This window comes from Pseudemcibacter aquimaris, from assembly GCF_028869115.1.
GTDB classification, from domain to species: domain Bacteria; phylum Pseudomonadota; class Alphaproteobacteria; order Sphingomonadales; family Emcibacteraceae; genus Pseudemcibacter; species Pseudemcibacter aquimaris.
Genome location: NZ_CP079800.1, coordinates 12,860 through 30,624, shown reverse-complemented (window position 1 = coordinate 30,624; position 17,765 = coordinate 12,860). Strand labels below are relative to the sequence as shown.

The following is a 17,765-nucleotide window of genomic DNA, read 5'->3' as shown; positions in this document are numbered from 1 at the left end:
AAAAGTCAACAACATGAAAAAAACAGATCAAAACTGGCAAGAAGAATTAGATAGTGACGCCTATCAGGTAACCCGCTGCGGCGGAACGGAACACCCCTTTAGCGGTAAATATTACCACCATAAAGAGGACGGCACATATAATTGCATATGCTGTAACGCGCCGCTTTTTTCATCAGAAACAAAATATGACAGCGGTAGCGGCTGGCCCAGTTATTATGCCCCATATAATGACACTGCCCTGACCATTCACCGCGACACAAGTCACGGCATGATCCGCGAAGAGGTAAAATGCGCCGGATGCGATGCCCATCTTGGCCATGTATTTCCAGATGGTCCAAAACCAACAGGGCTACGCTATTGTATTAACAGCGTAGCCCTTGATTTTGAAAAATCTGAATAATTCGAATTGATTTAATCGAACGCTTCTTCCCATTTCCCTTGTGTTGATGCACGGGAATATTCGGTCGCGCGATTTTCAAAAAAGTTCGTATGTTCAATACCGTTTAGAATTTCATCCATCCACGGAAGCGGGTTATTACCCACAAAATAAATCGGGTTAAGCGCAAGCTGCGTTAAACGACGGTCTGCGATATAACGAATATAATCTTTCACTTCTTTCGCTGTCAGCCCTTCGATATCACCCATTTCAAACGCCAGGTCAATGAAGGCATCCTCGTGTTTAACGATTGTTTTACACGCTTCAGTCAGATCATTTTGCAGCTCTTCTGTCCAGACTTCCGGATTTTCATGAACAAACGCATGGAATAACTTAATGATCGATGTCATATGCAACGTTTCATCACGCACTGACCATGTTACGATCTGGCCCATGCCTTTCATTTTATTGAAACGAGGGAAATTCATCAAAATCGCAAATGATGCAAATAACTGAAGCCCCTCGGTAAAGGCGCCAAACACGGCAAGCGTTTTTGCGATATCTTCTTTGGTATCAACGCCCCACATTTGCATGTAGTCGTATTTGTCTTTCATTTCTTCATATTTTAGAAATGCTTCATATTCCACTTCAGGAATACCAAGAGTATCAAGAAGATGGCTATATGCCGCCACATGCACCGTTTCCATATTAGAAAAAGCCGCCAGCATCATTTGAACTTCTGTTGGTTTAAACACACGGCCGTATTTCTGCATGTAACAGTTGTTTACTTCCACATCGGCCTGGGTAAAGAAACGGAAAATCTGCATCAGAAGATTACGTTCCGCATCGGAAATTTTTAAGTTCCAGTCTTTAATATCATCGGCCATTGGCACTTCTTCAGGAAGCCAATGCACACGTTGCTGCGTAAGCCACGCATCATACGCCCATGGATATTCAAATGGTTTATAATAAATTCGTTCCTGAAGTAGACCCATGATAAAACTTACCTAATCATTCTACTGGCAAGAGAGGCATTCTTCATAATCTGAAGATTCTTGCGCCTTTGCCATTGCTTTTAACATTTCTTCTTTTGCTGTTTCCCCAGATGCCTCTGAACTTTCCGCACGCTGGATTGATAGCGAACGACAGTAATAAAGACTTTTTAGTCCTTTTTTCCATGCTTGGAAATGGATCTGATGAAGATCACGTTTATGAACATCCGCCGGCAAGAATAGATTTACTGATTGCGCCTGGTCAACCATCGGCGCACGGTCCGCAGAATGCTCAACCACCCAGCGTTGATCCAGTTCAAACGCCGTTTTGAAAACGTCTTTTTCAAGATCATCAAGGAAATCAAGATGCTGTACAGATCCACCATTAATGGTGATGTTTGACCATACTTCCTCGGTGTTTTGGCCTTTTTCCTCTAATAGTTTCGTAAGTGCACGGTTACGAACGTTGAAAGAACCAGAAAGCGTTTTTTGCGTGAAGCTATTGGCCGCAATCGGCTCAATACCTGGGCTTGCACCGCCACAAATAATCGAAATCGATGCTGTTGGTGCAATCGCCGTTTTATTTGAAAAACGTTCCATCATGCCGTAATCGGCTGCGTCCGGACATGGTCCTTTTTCTTCTGCAAGTGTTTTTGATGCTTGGTCCACACCTTCTTTAATGTGGTTGAAAATCTTTTTGTTCCAAACCTGCGCCATTACACTTTCAAACGGGATCATGCGGTCCTGAAGGAAGGAATGGAAACCCATCGCACCAAGGCCCACACTGCGTTCACGCATTGCGGCATATTTTGCGCGTGACATGCTGTCCGGTGCACGGTCAATAAAGTCCTGAAGCACATTATCAAGGAAACGCATCAGATCTTCGATAAATCTCGGCTCTTCTTTCCATTCATCATATTTTTCAAGGTTAATAGATGAAAGACAACATACGGCCGTACGCTCTTCACCAAGGTGGTCTGTACCAGTCGGTAATGTAATCTCACAACAAAGGTTCGATGTTTTCACATTAAGACCGGCAAGCTTATGATGTTCTGGTGTTGCTTTATTCACATGATCGATATTCAGGATATATGGCTCACCTGTTTCAATACGGGCCGTCAGAATTCTGATCCATAACTCACGCGCTGAAATTGTACGTTGCACGGTACCATCGTGCGGGCTTGTTAGCGCCCATTCTTCGTCCTTTTCAACGGCACGCATAAAATCATTTGAAACCGCAACACCGTGGTGCAGGTTAAGCGCTTTACGGTTTGGATCACCACCTGTTGGACGACGAATTTCAACAAATTCTTCAATTTCCGGATGGCTGATCGGCAGATATACGGCTGCGCTACCACGACGAAGTGAACCTTGCGAAATCGCAAGTGTTTGGCTGTCCATCACACGGATGAACGGAATAATACCTGATGTTTTACCGTTTGTGCTGACGTTTTCACCAATTGAACGAAGGTTACCCCAGAAACTACCGATGCCGCCGCCTTTTGATGCAAGCCATACATTTTCGTTCCAAAGCTCAACAATACCGGAAAGGCTGTCGTTGGCTTCGTTTAGAAAACATGAAATCGGAAGACCGCGTTTTGTACCGCCGTTACTTAAAACAGGTGTCGCAGGCATAAACCAAAGTTTACTGATATAATCATATAGACGTTGTGAATGGGCTTCGTTATCACCGTAATAACTGGCAACACGGGCAAACATGTCCTGATAATCTTCACCCGGCATTAGATAACGATCGGTAAGCGTTGCTTTACCGAAATCTGTTAGTAAGTCGTCTCTTCGATCATCGGTTTTTACCCTAGCATGGTCTTTAACCTGAATAGTTTCATTTAACAATGACGCAGACAATGTTCCACTCCCGTTTATCAATCCACTTACGGATCAAAAGCATTTCCAAAAAAACGACTCTAAAAAAGGCCAGAATTATTCGTTAGATTTCATAAATTATGAACCTTATCGGTGCTTTTTCTCTCTCGTTTACAGTATTTTTATCGCAACTTTTTATGTGTTTCTTATGACACTGATTACTATTGTTATTTGGTTATGATTCGCTAGAGCCTTGCTTTTTAATCATTTTCTAGGCGCCGTATGGGCGAAGCACCCGAATAACACAAGATATGGTATTTATGTGACCGTTTAATGTCAATAACTAGTATGTCGGTTTTTTTAAAAATTTATAAAATGTTAATAATTCTGCGGCGTTCAGAATGAAAAAAAATTATTTACCTTTGGGCTTGACTTTTCGCGTTGGATTTGCCGCCATCGGATCATCCGGCCAAGGGTGCTTCGGATAGCGGCCTTTCATCTCTTTTTTCACATCTTGATAGGAACTATTCCAGAATCCAACCAAGTCAGTTGTGATCTGCAAAGGTCGGCGTGCGGGCGACAATAAATGCACCGTTAATGGCTGTTTGCCATTTAAAATTCGTGGACTTTTCGTTGCGCCAAACATTTCCTGTAACTTAACCGCCAGTACGGGCGGATCATTATCATAATCAATCATGATATTGGATCCGCTTGGTACCTTGATATGGGTAGGTGCAAGCTGATCCAGTTTTTGCCCTTGTTCCCAGTCCAATGTGTTTTTAAGTATTTCTTCGAGGTTTATTTTACCAACAGCCGTTAAGCTTGCCATACCATCAATATATGGCCCGATCCATTCTTCGAGATTTTCTAACAACCATTCATCCTTATAAGAACATTCAATCTCACCACAAGAAGAAAGCAATCGGATTCGGCGCAATAACGTATTGCTTTTTTTATCCCACGGCAGCACGTTCAATCCGTTTGTGCGAATGCCTTGGATAAGTGCCTCTTTGATGCTGTCCGGATCTGGGTTTGAAATATTTGATGAAGTGATCGGCATTTTTCCAAGCAGCACTTGTTCACGGGCCGTGACCTTTTTCTGTCTTTGGTCCCATGCAACATCACATTTTTTGATTATTTGATCCGCGAAATGTTCTTCGATCCATTCCCGCTCAATTGGCGCCGCAAGAAATACACGAGCATCTTTTCCGCCTTTATCCAGATCACCAATCACAATGAAACTTTCCGATACAAGAGGATCATCATTTAATAACCTGGCGCCGCGCCCGCCGGACAAAATATATGCCCCATCGTTGTTGCCCCTTCTGGCAGCAATGCGGTCCGGAAAGGCAAATGCAAGACAAAGACCGGCCATTTCAACATCAACATTTTGATTGGAAATCCGGAATTGTTTTTGCCAACGTTTAACCTGTTCTTTAATCCTGCTTACGATACCTTTTTTTAAACCCACCCCTTTTGCATCAGCACCCAGTAGTATTTCCAACCTTAATCGAAGATCGGCTGTTCTTTGATCTGGCCTTAGATTTAAGATATCCCGCTCTTCGAGCAAGGCCGCAATCATAAGTGCCAATTTTCCATGACCAATATCACCCGCTTTAATCACCATATGGGCAAGGCGTGGATGCATTGGAAACTCAGCCATTTTACGGCCAAGATCGGTGATGCCATTTTCTGTTAAGGCCTCAAGCGATTTTAAAAGTGACTTTGCCTGCGCCATGGTAGCTTGATCCGGAATATCCAACCATTTCAGGCTTTTTGCATCCTGAACGCCCCACTGGGCCAGGCTTAAAGAAAGTGGCGTTAAATCAACGCGTTTTATTTCCGGCTCATCAAATGGGATCAATGCCCGGTCTTCTGCCTTGCTCCAGAGGCGGTAACAAACCCCCTCTTCAAGCCTGCCGGCGCGACCGGTTCTTTGGTCCGCTGACGCACGGGACACCATTTTGGTTTCTAAGCCTGACATGCCGCTTCTGGTGTTAAAGGTGGCGTATCTTGACCTGCCGCTATCAATAACAATCCTGATCCCGTCAATGGTTAAACTGGATTCTGCGATTGCCGTTGAAAGTACAACTTTTCTTTTTCCCAGTGGTGCAGGGCTAATGGCCAGATCCTGATCTTTGAAATTCATCATGCCGTAAAGCGGGCAAATTAAAACATCATTTCCCAGTTGATAATCTTCAAGAATTTTTCGGGTGCGTTCTATTTCACCGGCACCGGGTAAAAAGGCAAGAATACTGCCGGTTTCTTCGTTCAGTGCTTTTGAAATGGCCAATGCCATTTCCCGGTCAATATAATCTGATTTTTTATAATCCAGATGTTTAATTTCAACATCAAAACTACGGCCCTCACTGGTAATAACAGGGGCGTCATTCATCAGTTTCGCCACTCTTTCACCGTCAAGGGTCGCTGACATCACAAGAATTTTTAAATCATCGCGTAAAGCGTCCTGAATATCCAGCGTCAACGCCAAACCAAGGTCAGCTTCGATTGATCGCTCGTGAAATTCATCAAAAATGACGATGCCAACACTGGAAAGTTCCGGATCATTTTGAAGCTGGCGTATTAAAATACCCTCTGTGACAACCTCAATACGGGTTTTGGGACCAACTTTATTATCCATACGCACACGGTACCCTACCGTTTCACCGACCTTTTCACCTAGCATATCCGCCATACGGTGCGCGGCCGCCCTTGCGGCCAGCCTTCTGGGTTCAAGCATGATGATCTTTTTATCCCCAAGCCATGATTCTTTTATTAGCTCAAGTGGAACAGCTGTTGTTTTACCTGCCCCGGGCGGTGCTTGTAAAACAGCAGAATTATTCACCGTTAAGGCATCCAACAGATTTGGAATAATTTCATAGATAGGCAGGTTCGAAGACATAACACCTTGTTTAAATGGCATATTGTTCAATGTAAATATTCTAATTTTTTAACGAGATTTACAATGTTATACCAAAACATTCTTTTGATATATTGTATACAAAACGAATTTTCTTCGCTTTTGTTATATTATTACTTGCAAAATAAATTTTTCACGCTACAAATAGCGCTTGGATACAGTTTTTAAAGATTGAAACATTTGACGGGTTAAACCCTGTTTAACAGCACCGTCCGTTTTAATCGTCTACAATATTACCGAGCATAACGCATTACGTTTTCATATTTGAAAGACGCAATCTTCATCGCTCGGCTTAAATGCGCGTTATGGTAATTTTCATTACTTTTGGCGCCACTTGGATGAATAAACATAAACTAAGGAATGATCAAAATGACCCATCAGGTGCCATTGAACAGTCGTGGACTGCCAAAATCACAGGGACTATATAACCCTGCGAACGAACATGATAGTTGCGGTATTGGATTTCTAGCCAATATCAAGGGTAAGAAAAGTCATTCCATTATTAAACAAGGCTTAAAAATCCTTGAAAACCTGAACCACCGTGGAGCGGTTGGTGCTGACCCGCTCGCCGGTGATGGCGCCGGCATCCTTTTACAAATCCCTGATCAGTTTTTTAGGGAAGAAACCAATAAGATCGGCATCGCCCTACCGCAAGAAAGCGAATATGGCGTACTGATGATTTTCTTGCCACAGGAAAAAAAGGTAAGAGAAAAGATCAAAAAAACATTCGAAGAACTGGTTAATCAGGAAGGACAAAAATTCCTAGGTTGGCGGGATGTTCCAACGGACAATTCCGGCTTCAGTGAAAATGTAAAATCAACTGAACCATTCATCGCGCAAGGCTTCGTTGGTCAAGCGGACGATATAACCAGCAATGGTGATTTCGAACTAAAGCTATATATCATCAGAAAACAGCTTTCCAACATCGTGATTGAAATGGAAGAGGACACGAGCGCCTATTACGGATGTAGCTGTTCAAGCCGCACCGTGCTTTATAAAGGAATGCTGCTTGCGGGACAGGTGGGCGAATATTATACGGACCTTCTTGATGAACGTGTTGTTTCCGCGCTTGCACTTGTCCACCAACGCTTTTCCACAAATACTTTCCCGACATGGAGCCTCGCTCAACCATTCCGCATGGTATGTCATAACGGTGAAATTAACACCGTTCGCGGTAACGTGAACTGGATGGCATCACGCCGCTTTAACATGGAATCAAATATCATCGGTGATGACCTTGATAAATTATGGCCGCTGATCCCGGAGGGGCTATCAGACACCGCCTGTTTTGATAACGCACTTGAATTGCTTGTCGCGGGTGGTTACAGCGTGTCCCACGCCATGATGATGTTAATCCCGGAAGCATGGGCCGGAAACCCGCTGATGAATTCAGAACGTCGTGCTTTTTATGAATATCATGCCGCCCTTATGGAACCATGGGACGGTCCAGCGGCGGTTGCCTTTACCGACGGTATTCAAATTGGCGCGACACTTGATCGAAATGGTCTGCGTCCCGCGCGTTATATTGTGACCGACGATGACATGGTGATCCTAGCGTCTGAATCTGGCACCTTACCCATCAAGGAAGAAAACATCGTCCAGAAATGGCGTTTGCAGCCGGGCAAAATGCTGCTGATTGATACGGCGGAAGGGCGCATTATTTCCGATGATGAAATTAAAGCGGAAATGGCGGGCGCCTTTAATTACCGGGATATCCTGAACCGCACCCAAATTAAATTGGAAGAACTGCCTGCGGAAGTTTCACCACAACCCGCAAGCGGCGAAGACCTGCTTGGTAAGCAACAAGCCTTTGGTTACACCCAGGAAGATTTGAAACTGTTATTCCCGCCAATGGTCACTAGTGGACAAGAAGCTCTTGGTTCCATGGGAACGGATACACCAATTTCGGCATTATCCGACAAATCAAAACTGCTTTATACATATTTCAAGCAAAATTTTGCGCAAGTCACCAATCCACCAATTGACCCGATCCGAGAAGAAGCGGTGATGTCGCTTGTGTCATTCATCGGGCCACGCCCGAACCTGCTTGATCTTGAAGGGGTCGGCACCATCAAACGACTTGAGGTCAGCCAGCCCGTTCTAAGAAATAATGATCTGGAAAAAATCCGCACCATTGGTGACATTCCGGATAATGACTTCAGAACGGTTACAGTCGATTGCACTTATGACGCGGAACTGGGCGCCGATGGTATGGATAACGCCATTGAAAGCATCTGCCTGCTTGCTGAAGTGGCAGTGATCGAAGGTGATAATATTATTATCCTGTCCGACCGTAAGGTGAGCGCAGAACGTATCGCGATCCCATCATTACTGGCCACATCATCGGTACATCATCACTTGATCCGTAAGGGTTTAAGAACCAGTGTTGGCCTTGTGGTTGAAACCGGTGAAGCGCGCGAGGTACATCATTTCTGCGCCCTCGCCGGATATGGGGCAGAGGCCATCAACCCTTACCTTGCCTTTGAAACCATTGAAAATATGTTGCCGCAATTACCGGAACAGGTAAATGTGCACACTGCCAAGTCCCGTTATGTAAAAGCCATTAACAAAGGCATCCTAAAAGTCATGTCGAAAATGGGTATTTCCACATATCAGTCATATTGTGGTGCGCAGATTTTTGATGCGGTTGGGTTAAACAGCGAATTTATCGAAAAATATTTCACAAACACCAAATCCGCGATCGAAGGCGTCGGTCTTGATGAAATATCACGCGAAACCACCATGCGCCATGCGCAAGCTTATGGCGACAGTCTGATTTATAAAAAATCATTAGATGTTGGTGGTGATTATGCCGTGCGTGTTCGTGGTGAAGCACACCAATGGAATGCCGACAGCATCAGTTCATTACAACATGCGGTACGCGGCAATTCTGCCGAAACTTATGATGAATATGCCAAGATTATTAATGATCAAGCGGAAAAATTAATGACGCCGCGCGGGCTTTTCAAAATTATTCCGGCGGGTAAACCCGTTCCAATTGACGAAGTTGAAAGCGCAGCCGAAATCGTTAAACGTTTCGCCACCGGCGCCATGTCATTTGGATCGATTAGCCGCGAAGCACACACAACTCTTGCTATCGCCATGAACCAAATCGGCGGCAAATCCAATACCGGAGAAGGCGGTGAAGAACCAGACCGCTTTACACCGGATAGAAACGGTGAACTGCGCCGCAGTGCCATTAAGCAGGTGGCATCCGGCAGGTTTGGTGTCACAACAGAATATCTTGTGAACGCCGATGATATTCAAATTAAAATGGCGCAAGGCGCAAAACCCGGTGAAGGCGGTCAATTACCCGGCCACAAAGTGGATCCCGTGATTGCAAAAGTGCGTCATTCAACACCGGGTGTAGGTCTTATTTCCCCGCCACCACATCATGATATTTATTCTATTGAGGATCTGGCGCAGCTTATTTACGACCTTAAAAACGTCAACAGCGGCGCACGCATCAGCGTGAAGCTCGTTTCTGAAATCGGTGTTGGCACCGTTGCCGCTGGCGTATCTAAGGCCAAAGCGGATCATGTCACGATTTCCGGATTTGATGGCGGCACGGGTGCAAGCCCGCTGACCAGTTTAAAACATGCCGGTTCCCCGTGGGAAATTGGCCTTGCGGAAACGCAACAAACGCTCGTTCTAAATCGTCTGCGTGACCGAATTTCCGTACAGGTGGACGGCGGCCTTAAAACCGGCCGTGATGTGATTATTGGAGCACTATTAGGCGCGGATGAATTTGGATTTGCCACAGCACCACTGATTGCCACAGGATGCATTATGATGCGTAAGTGTCATTTGAACACCTGTCCGGTTGGCGTTGCAACACAAGACCCCGTTTTACGCCGTAAATTCACTGGTAAGCCTGAACATGTTGTGAATTATTTCTTCTTTGTCGCCGAAGAGGCGCGCAAAATTATGGCGGAAATGGGTGTCCGGTCGTTAAATGAAATTATCGGACGTTCTGACCTGCTTGATAAAAATGACGCCATTTCACATTGGAAAAGCGATGGTCTGGATTTCAGTAATTTATTCCACCGCGTTCAGGAACTTGATGGTGATGATATTTATAACACCAAATCGCAAGAACATGATGTTGTCGATATTCTTGACCGCAAGTTGATTGAACAAGCCACAAGTGCACTTGAAAATAAAACACCGGTGAAAATTGAAAGTGATGTTCATAATTATGACCGTTCAACGGGTGCTATGCTATCCGGCGAACTTGCCAAACGGCATGGTCATAAGGGGCTAAAGGATGACAGCATTCACGTAAAATTAAACGGGATTGCCGGTCAAAGCTTTGGCGCCTTTGTCGCAAAAGGCATCACATTCGAGCTTGAAGGCGAAGCGAACGATTATGTCGGTAAGGGCTTAAGCGGCGGAAAACTGATCGTTTATCCACCAAAAGGCACAAAAATTGTGCCGGAAAACAGCATTATCGTTGGTAATACAGTGCTGTTCGGTGCGATCAATGGTGAATGCTATTTCCGCGGGTTTGCCGGTGAACGGTTTGCCGTGCGTAACAGTGGCGCCATCGCCGTTGTTGAAGGCGTCGGCGATCACGGCTGCGAATATATGACGGGTGGCTGTGTTGTTGTTATCGGCCCAACAGGTCGTAACTTTGCCGCCGGTATGAGTGGCGGTATCGCATACGTCCTGGACGAAGAGGGCGAATTTGAAAACCGTTGTAACCTTGCGATGGTGGAACTGGAGCCGCTACCCGAAGAAGATGCCATGGCAAAACTGCATGGTTCCGGTGAACTCGAAGGACATGGACGCGTTGATGTTCTTCGCGGAAATATGTCCGGCCATGATAAAGAACGCCTTGTGCAGCTTCTTGAAAACCATGTTCGCTATACCAACAGCGACCGCGCGAGAACCATTCTCGCCAATATTGATGAATATTTGCCAAAATTCGTGAAAGTCATGCCCGTTGAATATAAACGCGCCCTCGAAGAAATGGCAGCCGCAGCCACATCGCTGTCGGCTTATACAGGACCGGGAGAATAATTATGGGTAAAACAACAGGATTTTTGGAACTGCCGAGACAAGATCGTACCTATGCGCCAGCTGGTGACCGTGTTCGTCATTATAATGAATTTATAAACCCGCTTTCTGATGGTGCGGTTGCCAAACAAGGTGGGCGCTGCATGGATTGCGGCATTCCGTTTTGCCATACCGGATGCCCGGTCAATAATATGATACCGGACTGGAATGATCTGGTTTGGAACCGGGACTGGGAAGAGGCGCTTGATAATCTTCAATCCACCAATAATTTCCCTGAATTTACAGGACGAGTGTGCCCAGCACCTTGTGAAGCTGCCTGTACATTAAACATCGACGATCAACCGGTTACCATTAAAACCATTGAATGCGCCGTCGTTGATAAAGGATGGGAAGAAGGATGGATCAAACCGATGATCAACCCAGACAAAACCGATAAAAAAGTGGCCGTTGTGGGCAGTGGCCCTGCCGGGATGGCCGCCGCACAGCAACTCGCCCGCGCTGGGCATGCTGTGTCGGTTTATGAGAAAAATCGTCGTGTAGGTGGTCTTTTAAGATACGGTATTCCTGATTTTAAAATGGAAAAGAAATTGATCGACCGCCGCGTGCGCCAAATGGAACGCGAAGGGGTGACATTCTGGACAAGCATGGAAGTCGGTAAAGATATTCAGGGTGCAAAAATCGTTGACCATTATGATGCAGTGGTTCTTGCCGGTGGTGCAGAGCATCCACGCGATCTACCCATTCCAGGGCGTGGCCTTAAAGGCATTCATTTTGCGATGGACTTCCTTACGCAACAAAATAAACGAAACGCTGGTGAGCCATTACCAAATGTGAAAGATATCATCGCCAGCGGTAAAAAAGTGGTTGTGATCGGTGGAGGTGATACCGGGTCAGACTGTATCGGTACATCATTCCGTCAACGTGCCGTTTCGGTAGCGCAGCTTGAAATTATGCCCGCGCCACCGCTTAAAGAAGATAAAGGAACAACATGGCCAGCATGGCCGCATATATTCCGCACATCTTCATCACAGGAAGAAGGGGCAGACCGTATCTTCAGTATCGCTACAACAGAATTTATTGGCGATGAAGACGGTAATGTCGCTGCGATACGTTGTCATGAAGTTGACGAAAACTTCGAAAAAATCGAAGGATCAGAATATGAAATGGATGCGGATCTAGTCTTGCTCGCGATGGGTTTTACCAATCCTGTTAAAGAAGGATTGCTAGATGAACTTGGCGTGGCACTTGATGAACGCGGTAATGTATCTGCCCCAATAAGCAATTATAAAACCGATATTCCAAAGGTTTTTGCCGCCGGTGATATGCGCCGTGGCCAGTCACTGGTCGTCTGGGCGATACGTGAAGGAAGACAGGCCGCCCAAGCCGTCGATGAATTTTTAATGGGGCATTCACAGCTTCCGCGTTAAAAACGATAGATGATCCAATGAAAAGCACTGTGAATCTCACGGTGCTTTTTTATTTTATGGTACTTAACCTGCTTGCATGATATATCAACGACATTATGACAGATTTAAACGACAGAATTACCGAACTTGAGATTAAGGCCGCGCATCAGGATCAACAAATCAATGACCTGAGCGAAATGGTTTCCGAACAATGGAAACTGATTGAAAAGCTTGGCGGACAACTTACCAAAGCCAACGACCGCATTGAAAGTCTGGAAAATAATGTCCCCGGCGAAAAATCAAGCTTATTGGATGAAAAACCACCGCATTATTAACCAGAAATCAATTTGGTGATTTCTTAATGAGCTTACTTAGTTCACGCATTGCAAATTTCCACGTTTGCAAATTTGGTGCAGAAAAAGCGATCCGAACACCTTTTGGTGATACACCTGAAGAAACCGCAAAAACGCTACCTGATGCAATGGCTATTCCTAACTTTGCGCACTCGGTTACAAAGCTTTCTGCTCTCCAATAACTAGGAAGCTCAAGCCAACCATGTAATGCGAATGGGTCACCTTGAAAATTAAGACCGGCTAACTCCTTTTTTGCTATTTTATACATTTGCTTTGCCTCTTCTCTCTTTTCATTTGCGACGGAATAAACAACGCTCTCCTCTATCCAATGTTTTGCAAGTGCTACAGATAATTTAGGGGCCATCCACCCTCCCGCTTTTAATGAGATAGAAATGTTTTCTTCCAATTGAGATGGGGCGAGTATTAACCCGATAGTTAATCCCGGCATAAAACATTTGGAAAGGCTGTTTATTTGAATAACATGATCAGGGGCATAAAATGCAATTGGCTTGGTCGGCTTTAAAAAATCATATACCCGGTCTTCTATGGCGATTAAGTCATTCTTTTGCAATAAATTAGCAATTTCTTTTCGCCGCGCATTTGTCATTGTTAAAACCAATGGATTTTGAAGCGTTGGCTGTAGATATATTCCATCTAATCCTTTTGCAGCCTCATGATCTAATGCATCAGGAATAATACCTTCTTGATCCATAGGTAATGACACCAAATCAATTCCTAATAATCTTGCTGTTGCAATAACAAATGGATAGGTAAGTGCCTCAACGCCTATTCTTCCGCCACGTGGTGCCAATGCCGACAGCGATGCTGCAATCGCTTCCTTTCCACTTCCTGCGAGTAACAACGACCCTTCTTGAAGATACTGATCTTCCGCCATCATAATATCCAATAATATTTTTGACGTGTTTTGGTCCGCTTTTACTGATGGTGGCGCAATATCAAGTGTATCAATGCCCTTTTTAAAGAACCTTGAAGTTGATGCAGAAATTTTTTCTTTGGCACTTGATCCTAAGCGAAAAACAATTTCAAGATCCAATTCAGCTGTCGATGGTTCCTGCAATGATGCATCAATAGGAGTAAAACGATTAGTAACATATGTGCCGCGCCCTACTTCACCGATAACAAAACCTCGTCGCCCTAACTCTTCATAAACTCTGCTGGCAGTAGAGTTGGCAATACCATGTTCATAAGCAAACAACCGCTGTGAAGGTAATCTGGTTCCAACAGGTAAATCACCCTTAACTATCTTTTCAATGATTTGATCAGCAATCTGCGCATACGGCTTGAACATTAAATTGCTCCGAGGATAATGTTTTAATTGATCGGTACAATATTAGAATGTAAATCATTTCCATACAAGGAGATTGATATGAACAACGCTTCAACTATACGGCAAATGGTGGCCTATATGGCCTGGGCTGATGATGTGATGCTAAAAAATGTAGAAAGCATCCCAAGCAAAGAAATCATCGCCGATCGCAATGCTCTTTTTAAAAATATTGCCGGAACCTTTGATCATATTTTGGTCGTTGGTGAAATATTTAAAGCTCATCTGGAAGGTCGTCCTATCCCACATAACGCACTGCGTCGTCAAGAAACATTAGCTTTTAATGAAATCGCAAAAGGCTTGCGTTCTATAAATAAATCCTTTGTAACACTATCCAACGAATGGTCACAAAATGAACTAGAAGAAGACATTCAATTCACGTTTATAGACGGCAAACGTGGTAAGATGACCCGTACGAATATCTTAATGCATCTTGTAAACCATGCTACTTATCACAGAGGGTTTATTAGCACGTTGCTCTATCCAATCAAAAGTGACGGTGCCGCCAATGATCTTACGGTTTTCCTAAGAGATATTTGGCCAAAATACAATAGAAGTAAAAATGGTTTCACTATATAAATAACCTTATGGACAAAATGGTAAACTCTCCCCTTAAATTATTTAGATAAAGGAAGTTAAATGAAGGTCAGTTTTATTGGTTTAGGCGTAATGGGTTACCCAATGGCGGGTCACTTGAAAAACGCAGGTCATGACGTCACTGTTTATAACCGCACAAGCGCAAAAGCGGAAAAATGGGCCGCTGAATATAATGGCGCATATGCCAAAACACCAAAGGATGCGGCCACGGAGTCGGAAATTGTCTTTATCTGTGTTGGAAATGATGATGATGTTCGCAGCGTGGTTTATGGCGATGATGGTATCCTCGCCGGAATGGAGCCGGGTTCAATCCTTATTGATCACACAACCACATCAGCCATTCTTGCCCGTGAACTTGGTGAAGCCTGTGCCGATAAAAAAATTGCCTTTCTTGACGCCCCTGTTTCTGGCGGGCAAGCCGGCGCAGAAAACGGTGTCCTTACCGTTATGATGGGCGGTGATGATGCGAATTATGATAAAGCTTCACCGATTATTGATTGTTATGCACAAAAAACCAAACTACTGGGCGCCGTGGGCAGTGGCCAGCTTGCAAAAATGGTCAACCAAATATGCATCGCTGGTGTGGTACAAGGTTTATCAGAAGCACTTAATTTCGCAATGAAAACCGGTCTTAATGCCGACGATGTCGTGGATGTCATTTCCAAGGGCGCTGCCCAAAGTTGGCAAATGGAGAATCGCTCAAACACAATGGTCAGGAATGAGTTTGATTTTGGCTTTGCCCTTGACTGGATGCGTAAGGATTTGGGGTTTGCGATTGACGAAGCAGACAAGAAAGGTATCCCCCTACCCGTGACAAAGCTGGTGGATGAATTTTACGCTGAAATTCAGCAAAATGGGGGTGGACGCTGGGATACTTCTGCGTTAATTACTTTATTGAATAAATAATTAGACAGGGTCTTAAAATGATTGCAGTAGATACTCAAAGCTATTCACGTGACAGCTATTCGACAATGACAGCCATCCTACGTGGTTTTCGCCGTACTTGCCCACATTGTGGTAAAGGTTCATTCTTTACTGGATATCTTAAAGTTGGTGATTGTAAATCATGTAATGCCCCACTTGCTGAAATCAGAGCAGATGATATGCCGCCATACCTAACTATTTTTATTGTTGGCCATATTATTATTCCAGCACTTGTGCTTGTAGAAGCAGCCTATGCACCACCAATGTGGATGCAAACAGTTGGCTGGTCTGCACTTACTCTAGGTCTAACATTAGGCTTTCTACCCTATATTAAGGGTGCAGTGGTTGGCCTGATGTGGCATCTGAAAATGAAGGGCGACGAACAGCGCTAATTTAAAATTAGTGATCTGATTCTTCGAAACTTCCAAGCAGCTTTGTATCGAATTCCTGTCCCGCCTTATTTAATATGATTCGGAACGGGTATTCTGATATGGCGAGACCTTTACGTTCTAACGCTTGCCAGACTTTTTCATTATTAAAACCACTGGCATCTTTGGCGGATACCACATATTTGCCAATATGAACATGATCGCCATGAGGTTCAGGAATAAACATAATAGAAATATCGTCTGAACCCTCTATTTTTGCTGAGGTTTCATCACTTTTCGCAAGTTCCTGAAAAAGCGCGAGTGTTCTATTTTGCAGTGCGTTGAGTTTGATTTTTTTCATCACATTTCCTGATCAATTCTTTTGGCAGAGCGTATTGATACACTTTTTCATGAAATTTCGCATTTCTTTTATCAATAAACTTGATTTTTTATAAAAATCGCAGTACTTGACTTAGGTCAATGATTAAATTGAGTTAAAGAATTAGAACTACTCAGGAAAGAAAAGGAAAACCATGGCTAATACAATCAATATCATCGCATGTGGAATCACTTGTTTGTTTCTATTTGTTTCGATCTTACTTGCTGGACCGCATCTACTGCTTCCTGCAACATTTATGATTGTAACCGTTCTTGTTGGTGGTCTTTGTGTTTACGTTGCTGATGGCATGATCAAAGCACGTAACAAGATCGAAAAAGAATGGGAAGCTGAAAACCCGGAATAAAATTGTTCCAGGGACCTTTTCAAAGGTATACCCTGAGTACTTAATACCTGATAAGTACTATAACTGGCGTCTTGCTTATTCAAGCAAGGCGCCTTTTTTTATGTCTTATTAATTTTGTTAACTGATCTGTAACCAAATAGTGAGTATTTTAATAAAATACATAGCATAATTTTCATTTAGAAAAGATCAGAGGTTCAGAATGAACGGAAAATTATTAAAAACCATACTCGTAGTGTGTCTATACACTATTATGACCCCTTTAAATTCGCACGGCAAACCCAGCCTTTTCGGATCAACCGAAAATGAATATTCCGATTTAAGCGCATTTAAACAATGGAATGATTTACGCGCGCGTCACACAAAAGAAGAATCATATAGAAAAAGCAGCTTTAAACGGGTGAATAAACATAACTGCCGTATGAGCAAAAAATTCAGATGTGTCAGTGATGAATGGACGGTATTAATTAACGAACTTAGAAACAAACCCGTTCAAGAACAATTGGACGGCGTCAACAAGTTCTTTAATGACATCACCTATGTCTCGGATGAAAAAAACTGGAAAGAAGAAGATTACTGGGCCACACCAGACCAATTTTTAAATAATGCCGGCGATTGTGAAGATTTTGCCATTGCAAAATATTTTTCACTAAAGGAACTTGGGTTTTCAGCAAATGATCTACGTATCGTCGTATTACAGGACCAAAAGCAGAATCTTCCCCATGCCGTTTTAGCCGTGTATCATAATGGGAAGGTATGGATACTGGATAATCAAATTCAAAAGGTTATTCCAGATGACCGTATTGTGCATTATAATCCATTATATTCTATCAACGAGAATGCATGGTGGCTTCATAAAAAGTCATAAACTAACTAAGCAAATATTGAATTTCTTAGTCCT

At 43.8% G+C, this 17,765-nt stretch carries 14 protein-coding genes; 9 read left to right on the top strand and 5 right to left on the bottom strand.

Annotation, left to right across the window (positions count from 1 at the left end):
- The first annotated feature begins 13 nt into the window (after positions 1 to 13).
- Entirely contained in the window at positions 14 to 400 is a 387-nt protein-coding gene (msrB, locus tag KW060_RS00125; RefSeq protein WP_249036444.1) for a peptide-methionine (R)-S-oxide reductase MsrB, read from the top strand.
- Between the two features lie 11 nt (positions 401 to 411).
- Here the strand turns inward: msrB and KW060_RS00120 are convergent, their stop codons facing one another.
- The 3 genes from KW060_RS00120 to hrpB form a co-directional block, all read right to left on the bottom strand.
- Positions 412 to 1,371: a ribonucleotide-diphosphate reductase subunit beta gene (locus KW060_RS00120; RefSeq protein WP_249036443.1), complete on the bottom strand. Its 960-nt coding sequence runs from the start codon at positions 1,369 to 1,371 to the stop codon at positions 412 to 414.
- A gap of 21 nt (positions 1,372 to 1,392) precedes the next feature.
- On the bottom strand, positions 1,393 to 3,234 hold the full coding sequence (locus KW060_RS00115) for a ribonucleoside-diphosphate reductase subunit alpha (RefSeq protein WP_249036442.1): 1,842 nt from the start codon (positions 3,232 to 3,234) through the stop codon (positions 1,393 to 1,395).
- 370 nt (positions 3,235 to 3,604) lie between these two features.
- Entirely contained in the window at positions 3,605 to 6,115 is a 2,511-nt protein-coding gene (gene hrpB, locus KW060_RS00110) for an ATP-dependent helicase HrpB (RefSeq protein ID WP_249036844.1), read from the bottom strand.
- A 366-nt stretch (positions 6,116 to 6,481) separates the two neighbouring features.
- Between hrpB and gltB the strand changes: the two genes are divergently transcribed.
- The 3 genes from gltB to KW060_RS00095 all read left to right on the top strand — a co-directional run bounded on the left by gltB (position 6,482) and on the right by KW060_RS00095 (position 12,872).
- Complete coding sequence (gene gltB, locus KW060_RS00105) at positions 6,482 to 11,134, top strand: glutamate synthase large subunit (RefSeq protein WP_249036441.1); 4,653 nt, start codon at positions 6,482 to 6,484, stop codon at positions 11,132 to 11,134.
- Between the two features lie 2 nt (positions 11,135 to 11,136).
- Positions 11,137 to 12,558, top strand: a complete 1,422-nt coding sequence (locus KW060_RS00100) for a glutamate synthase subunit beta (protein WP_249036440.1) — start codon at positions 11,137 to 11,139, stop codon at positions 12,556 to 12,558.
- Between the two features lie 95 nt (positions 12,559 to 12,653).
- Positions 12,654 to 12,872, top strand: a complete 219-nt coding sequence (locus KW060_RS00095) for a SlyX family protein (RefSeq protein ID WP_249036439.1) — start codon at positions 12,654 to 12,656, stop codon at positions 12,870 to 12,872.
- Between the two features lie 7 nt (positions 12,873 to 12,879).
- Here the strand turns inward: KW060_RS00095 and KW060_RS00090 are convergent, their stop codons facing one another.
- Complete coding sequence (locus KW060_RS00090) at positions 12,880 to 14,199, bottom strand: aminotransferase-like domain-containing protein (RefSeq protein ID WP_249036438.1); 1,320 nt, start codon at positions 14,197 to 14,199, stop codon at positions 12,880 to 12,882.
- 78 nt (positions 14,200 to 14,277) lie between these two features.
- On the opposite strand from KW060_RS00090, the gene KW060_RS00085 reads away from it, so the two are divergent.
- The 3 genes from KW060_RS00085 to KW060_RS00075 are packed head-to-tail and all read left to right on the top strand — an operon-like array spanning position 14,278 to position 16,148.
- Entirely contained in the window at positions 14,278 to 14,814 is a 537-nt protein-coding gene (locus tag KW060_RS00085; protein WP_249036437.1) for a DinB family protein, read from the top strand.
- A 60-nt stretch (positions 14,815 to 14,874) separates the two neighbouring features.
- Complete coding sequence (locus KW060_RS00080; RefSeq protein ID WP_249036436.1) at positions 14,875 to 15,738, top strand: NAD(P)-dependent oxidoreductase; 864 nt, start codon at positions 14,875 to 14,877, stop codon at positions 15,736 to 15,738.
- 17 nt (positions 15,739 to 15,755) lie between these two features.
- Complete coding sequence (locus KW060_RS00075) at positions 15,756 to 16,148, top strand: DUF983 domain-containing protein (RefSeq protein ID WP_249036435.1); 393 nt, start codon at positions 15,756 to 15,758, stop codon at positions 16,146 to 16,148.
- A gap of 7 nt (positions 16,149 to 16,155) precedes the next feature.
- Here the strand turns inward: KW060_RS00075 and KW060_RS00070 are convergent, their stop codons facing one another.
- Entirely contained in the window at positions 16,156 to 16,485 is a 330-nt protein-coding gene (locus tag KW060_RS00070) for a hypothetical protein (RefSeq protein ID WP_249036434.1), read from the bottom strand.
- 172 nt (positions 16,486 to 16,657) lie between these two features.
- Here KW060_RS00070 and KW060_RS00065 point away from each other — a divergent pair, with 172 nt between their 5' ends.
- The gene (locus KW060_RS00065; protein WP_249036433.1) at positions 16,658 to 16,867 is read left to right on the top strand and encodes a hypothetical protein; all 210 of its coding nucleotides are present in this window, start codon (positions 16,658 to 16,660) and stop codon (positions 16,865 to 16,867) included.
- 199 nt (positions 16,868 to 17,066) lie between these two features.
- Complete coding sequence (locus tag KW060_RS00060; protein ID WP_249036432.1) at positions 17,067 to 17,732, top strand: transglutaminase-like cysteine peptidase; 666 nt, start codon at positions 17,067 to 17,069, stop codon at positions 17,730 to 17,732.
- Positions 17,733 to 17,765: the final 33 nt, after the last annotated feature.

Coding starts and splice junctions, on each gene's coding strand:
- msrB (WP_249036444.1), top strand. CDS start 14: ATGAAAAAAACAGATCAAAACTGGCAAGAAGAATTAGATAGTGACGCC.
- KW060_RS00120 (WP_249036443.1), bottom strand. CDS start 1,371: ATGGGTCTACTTCAGGAACGAATTTATTATAAACCATTTGAATATCCA.
- hrpB (WP_249036844.1), bottom strand. CDS start 6,115: ATGCCATTTAAACAAGGTGTTATGTCTTCGAACCTGCCTATCTATGAA.
- gltB (WP_249036441.1), top strand. CDS start 6,482: ATGACCCATCAGGTGCCATTGAACAGTCGTGGACTGCCAAAATCACAG.
- KW060_RS00100 (WP_249036440.1), top strand. CDS start 11,137: ATGGGTAAAACAACAGGATTTTTGGAACTGCCGAGACAAGATCGTACC.
- KW060_RS00095 (WP_249036439.1), top strand. CDS start 12,654: ATGACAGATTTAAACGACAGAATTACCGAACTTGAGATTAAGGCCGCG.
- KW060_RS00090 (WP_249036438.1), bottom strand. CDS start 14,199: ATGTTCAAGCCGTATGCGCAGATTGCTGATCAAATCATTGAAAAGATA.
- KW060_RS00085 (WP_249036437.1), top strand. CDS start 14,278: ATGAACAACGCTTCAACTATACGGCAAATGGTGGCCTATATGGCCTGG.
- KW060_RS00080 (WP_249036436.1), top strand. CDS start 14,875: ATGAAGGTCAGTTTTATTGGTTTAGGCGTAATGGGTTACCCAATGGCG.
- KW060_RS00075 (WP_249036435.1), top strand. CDS start 15,756: ATGATTGCAGTAGATACTCAAAGCTATTCACGTGACAGCTATTCGACA.
- KW060_RS00070 (WP_249036434.1), bottom strand. CDS start 16,485: ATGAAAAAAATCAAACTCAACGCACTGCAAAATAGAACACTCGCGCTT.
- KW060_RS00065 (WP_249036433.1), top strand. CDS start 16,658: ATGGCTAATACAATCAATATCATCGCATGTGGAATCACTTGTTTGTTT.
- KW060_RS00060 (WP_249036432.1), top strand. CDS start 17,067: ATGAACGGAAAATTATTAAAAACCATACTCGTAGTGTGTCTATACACT.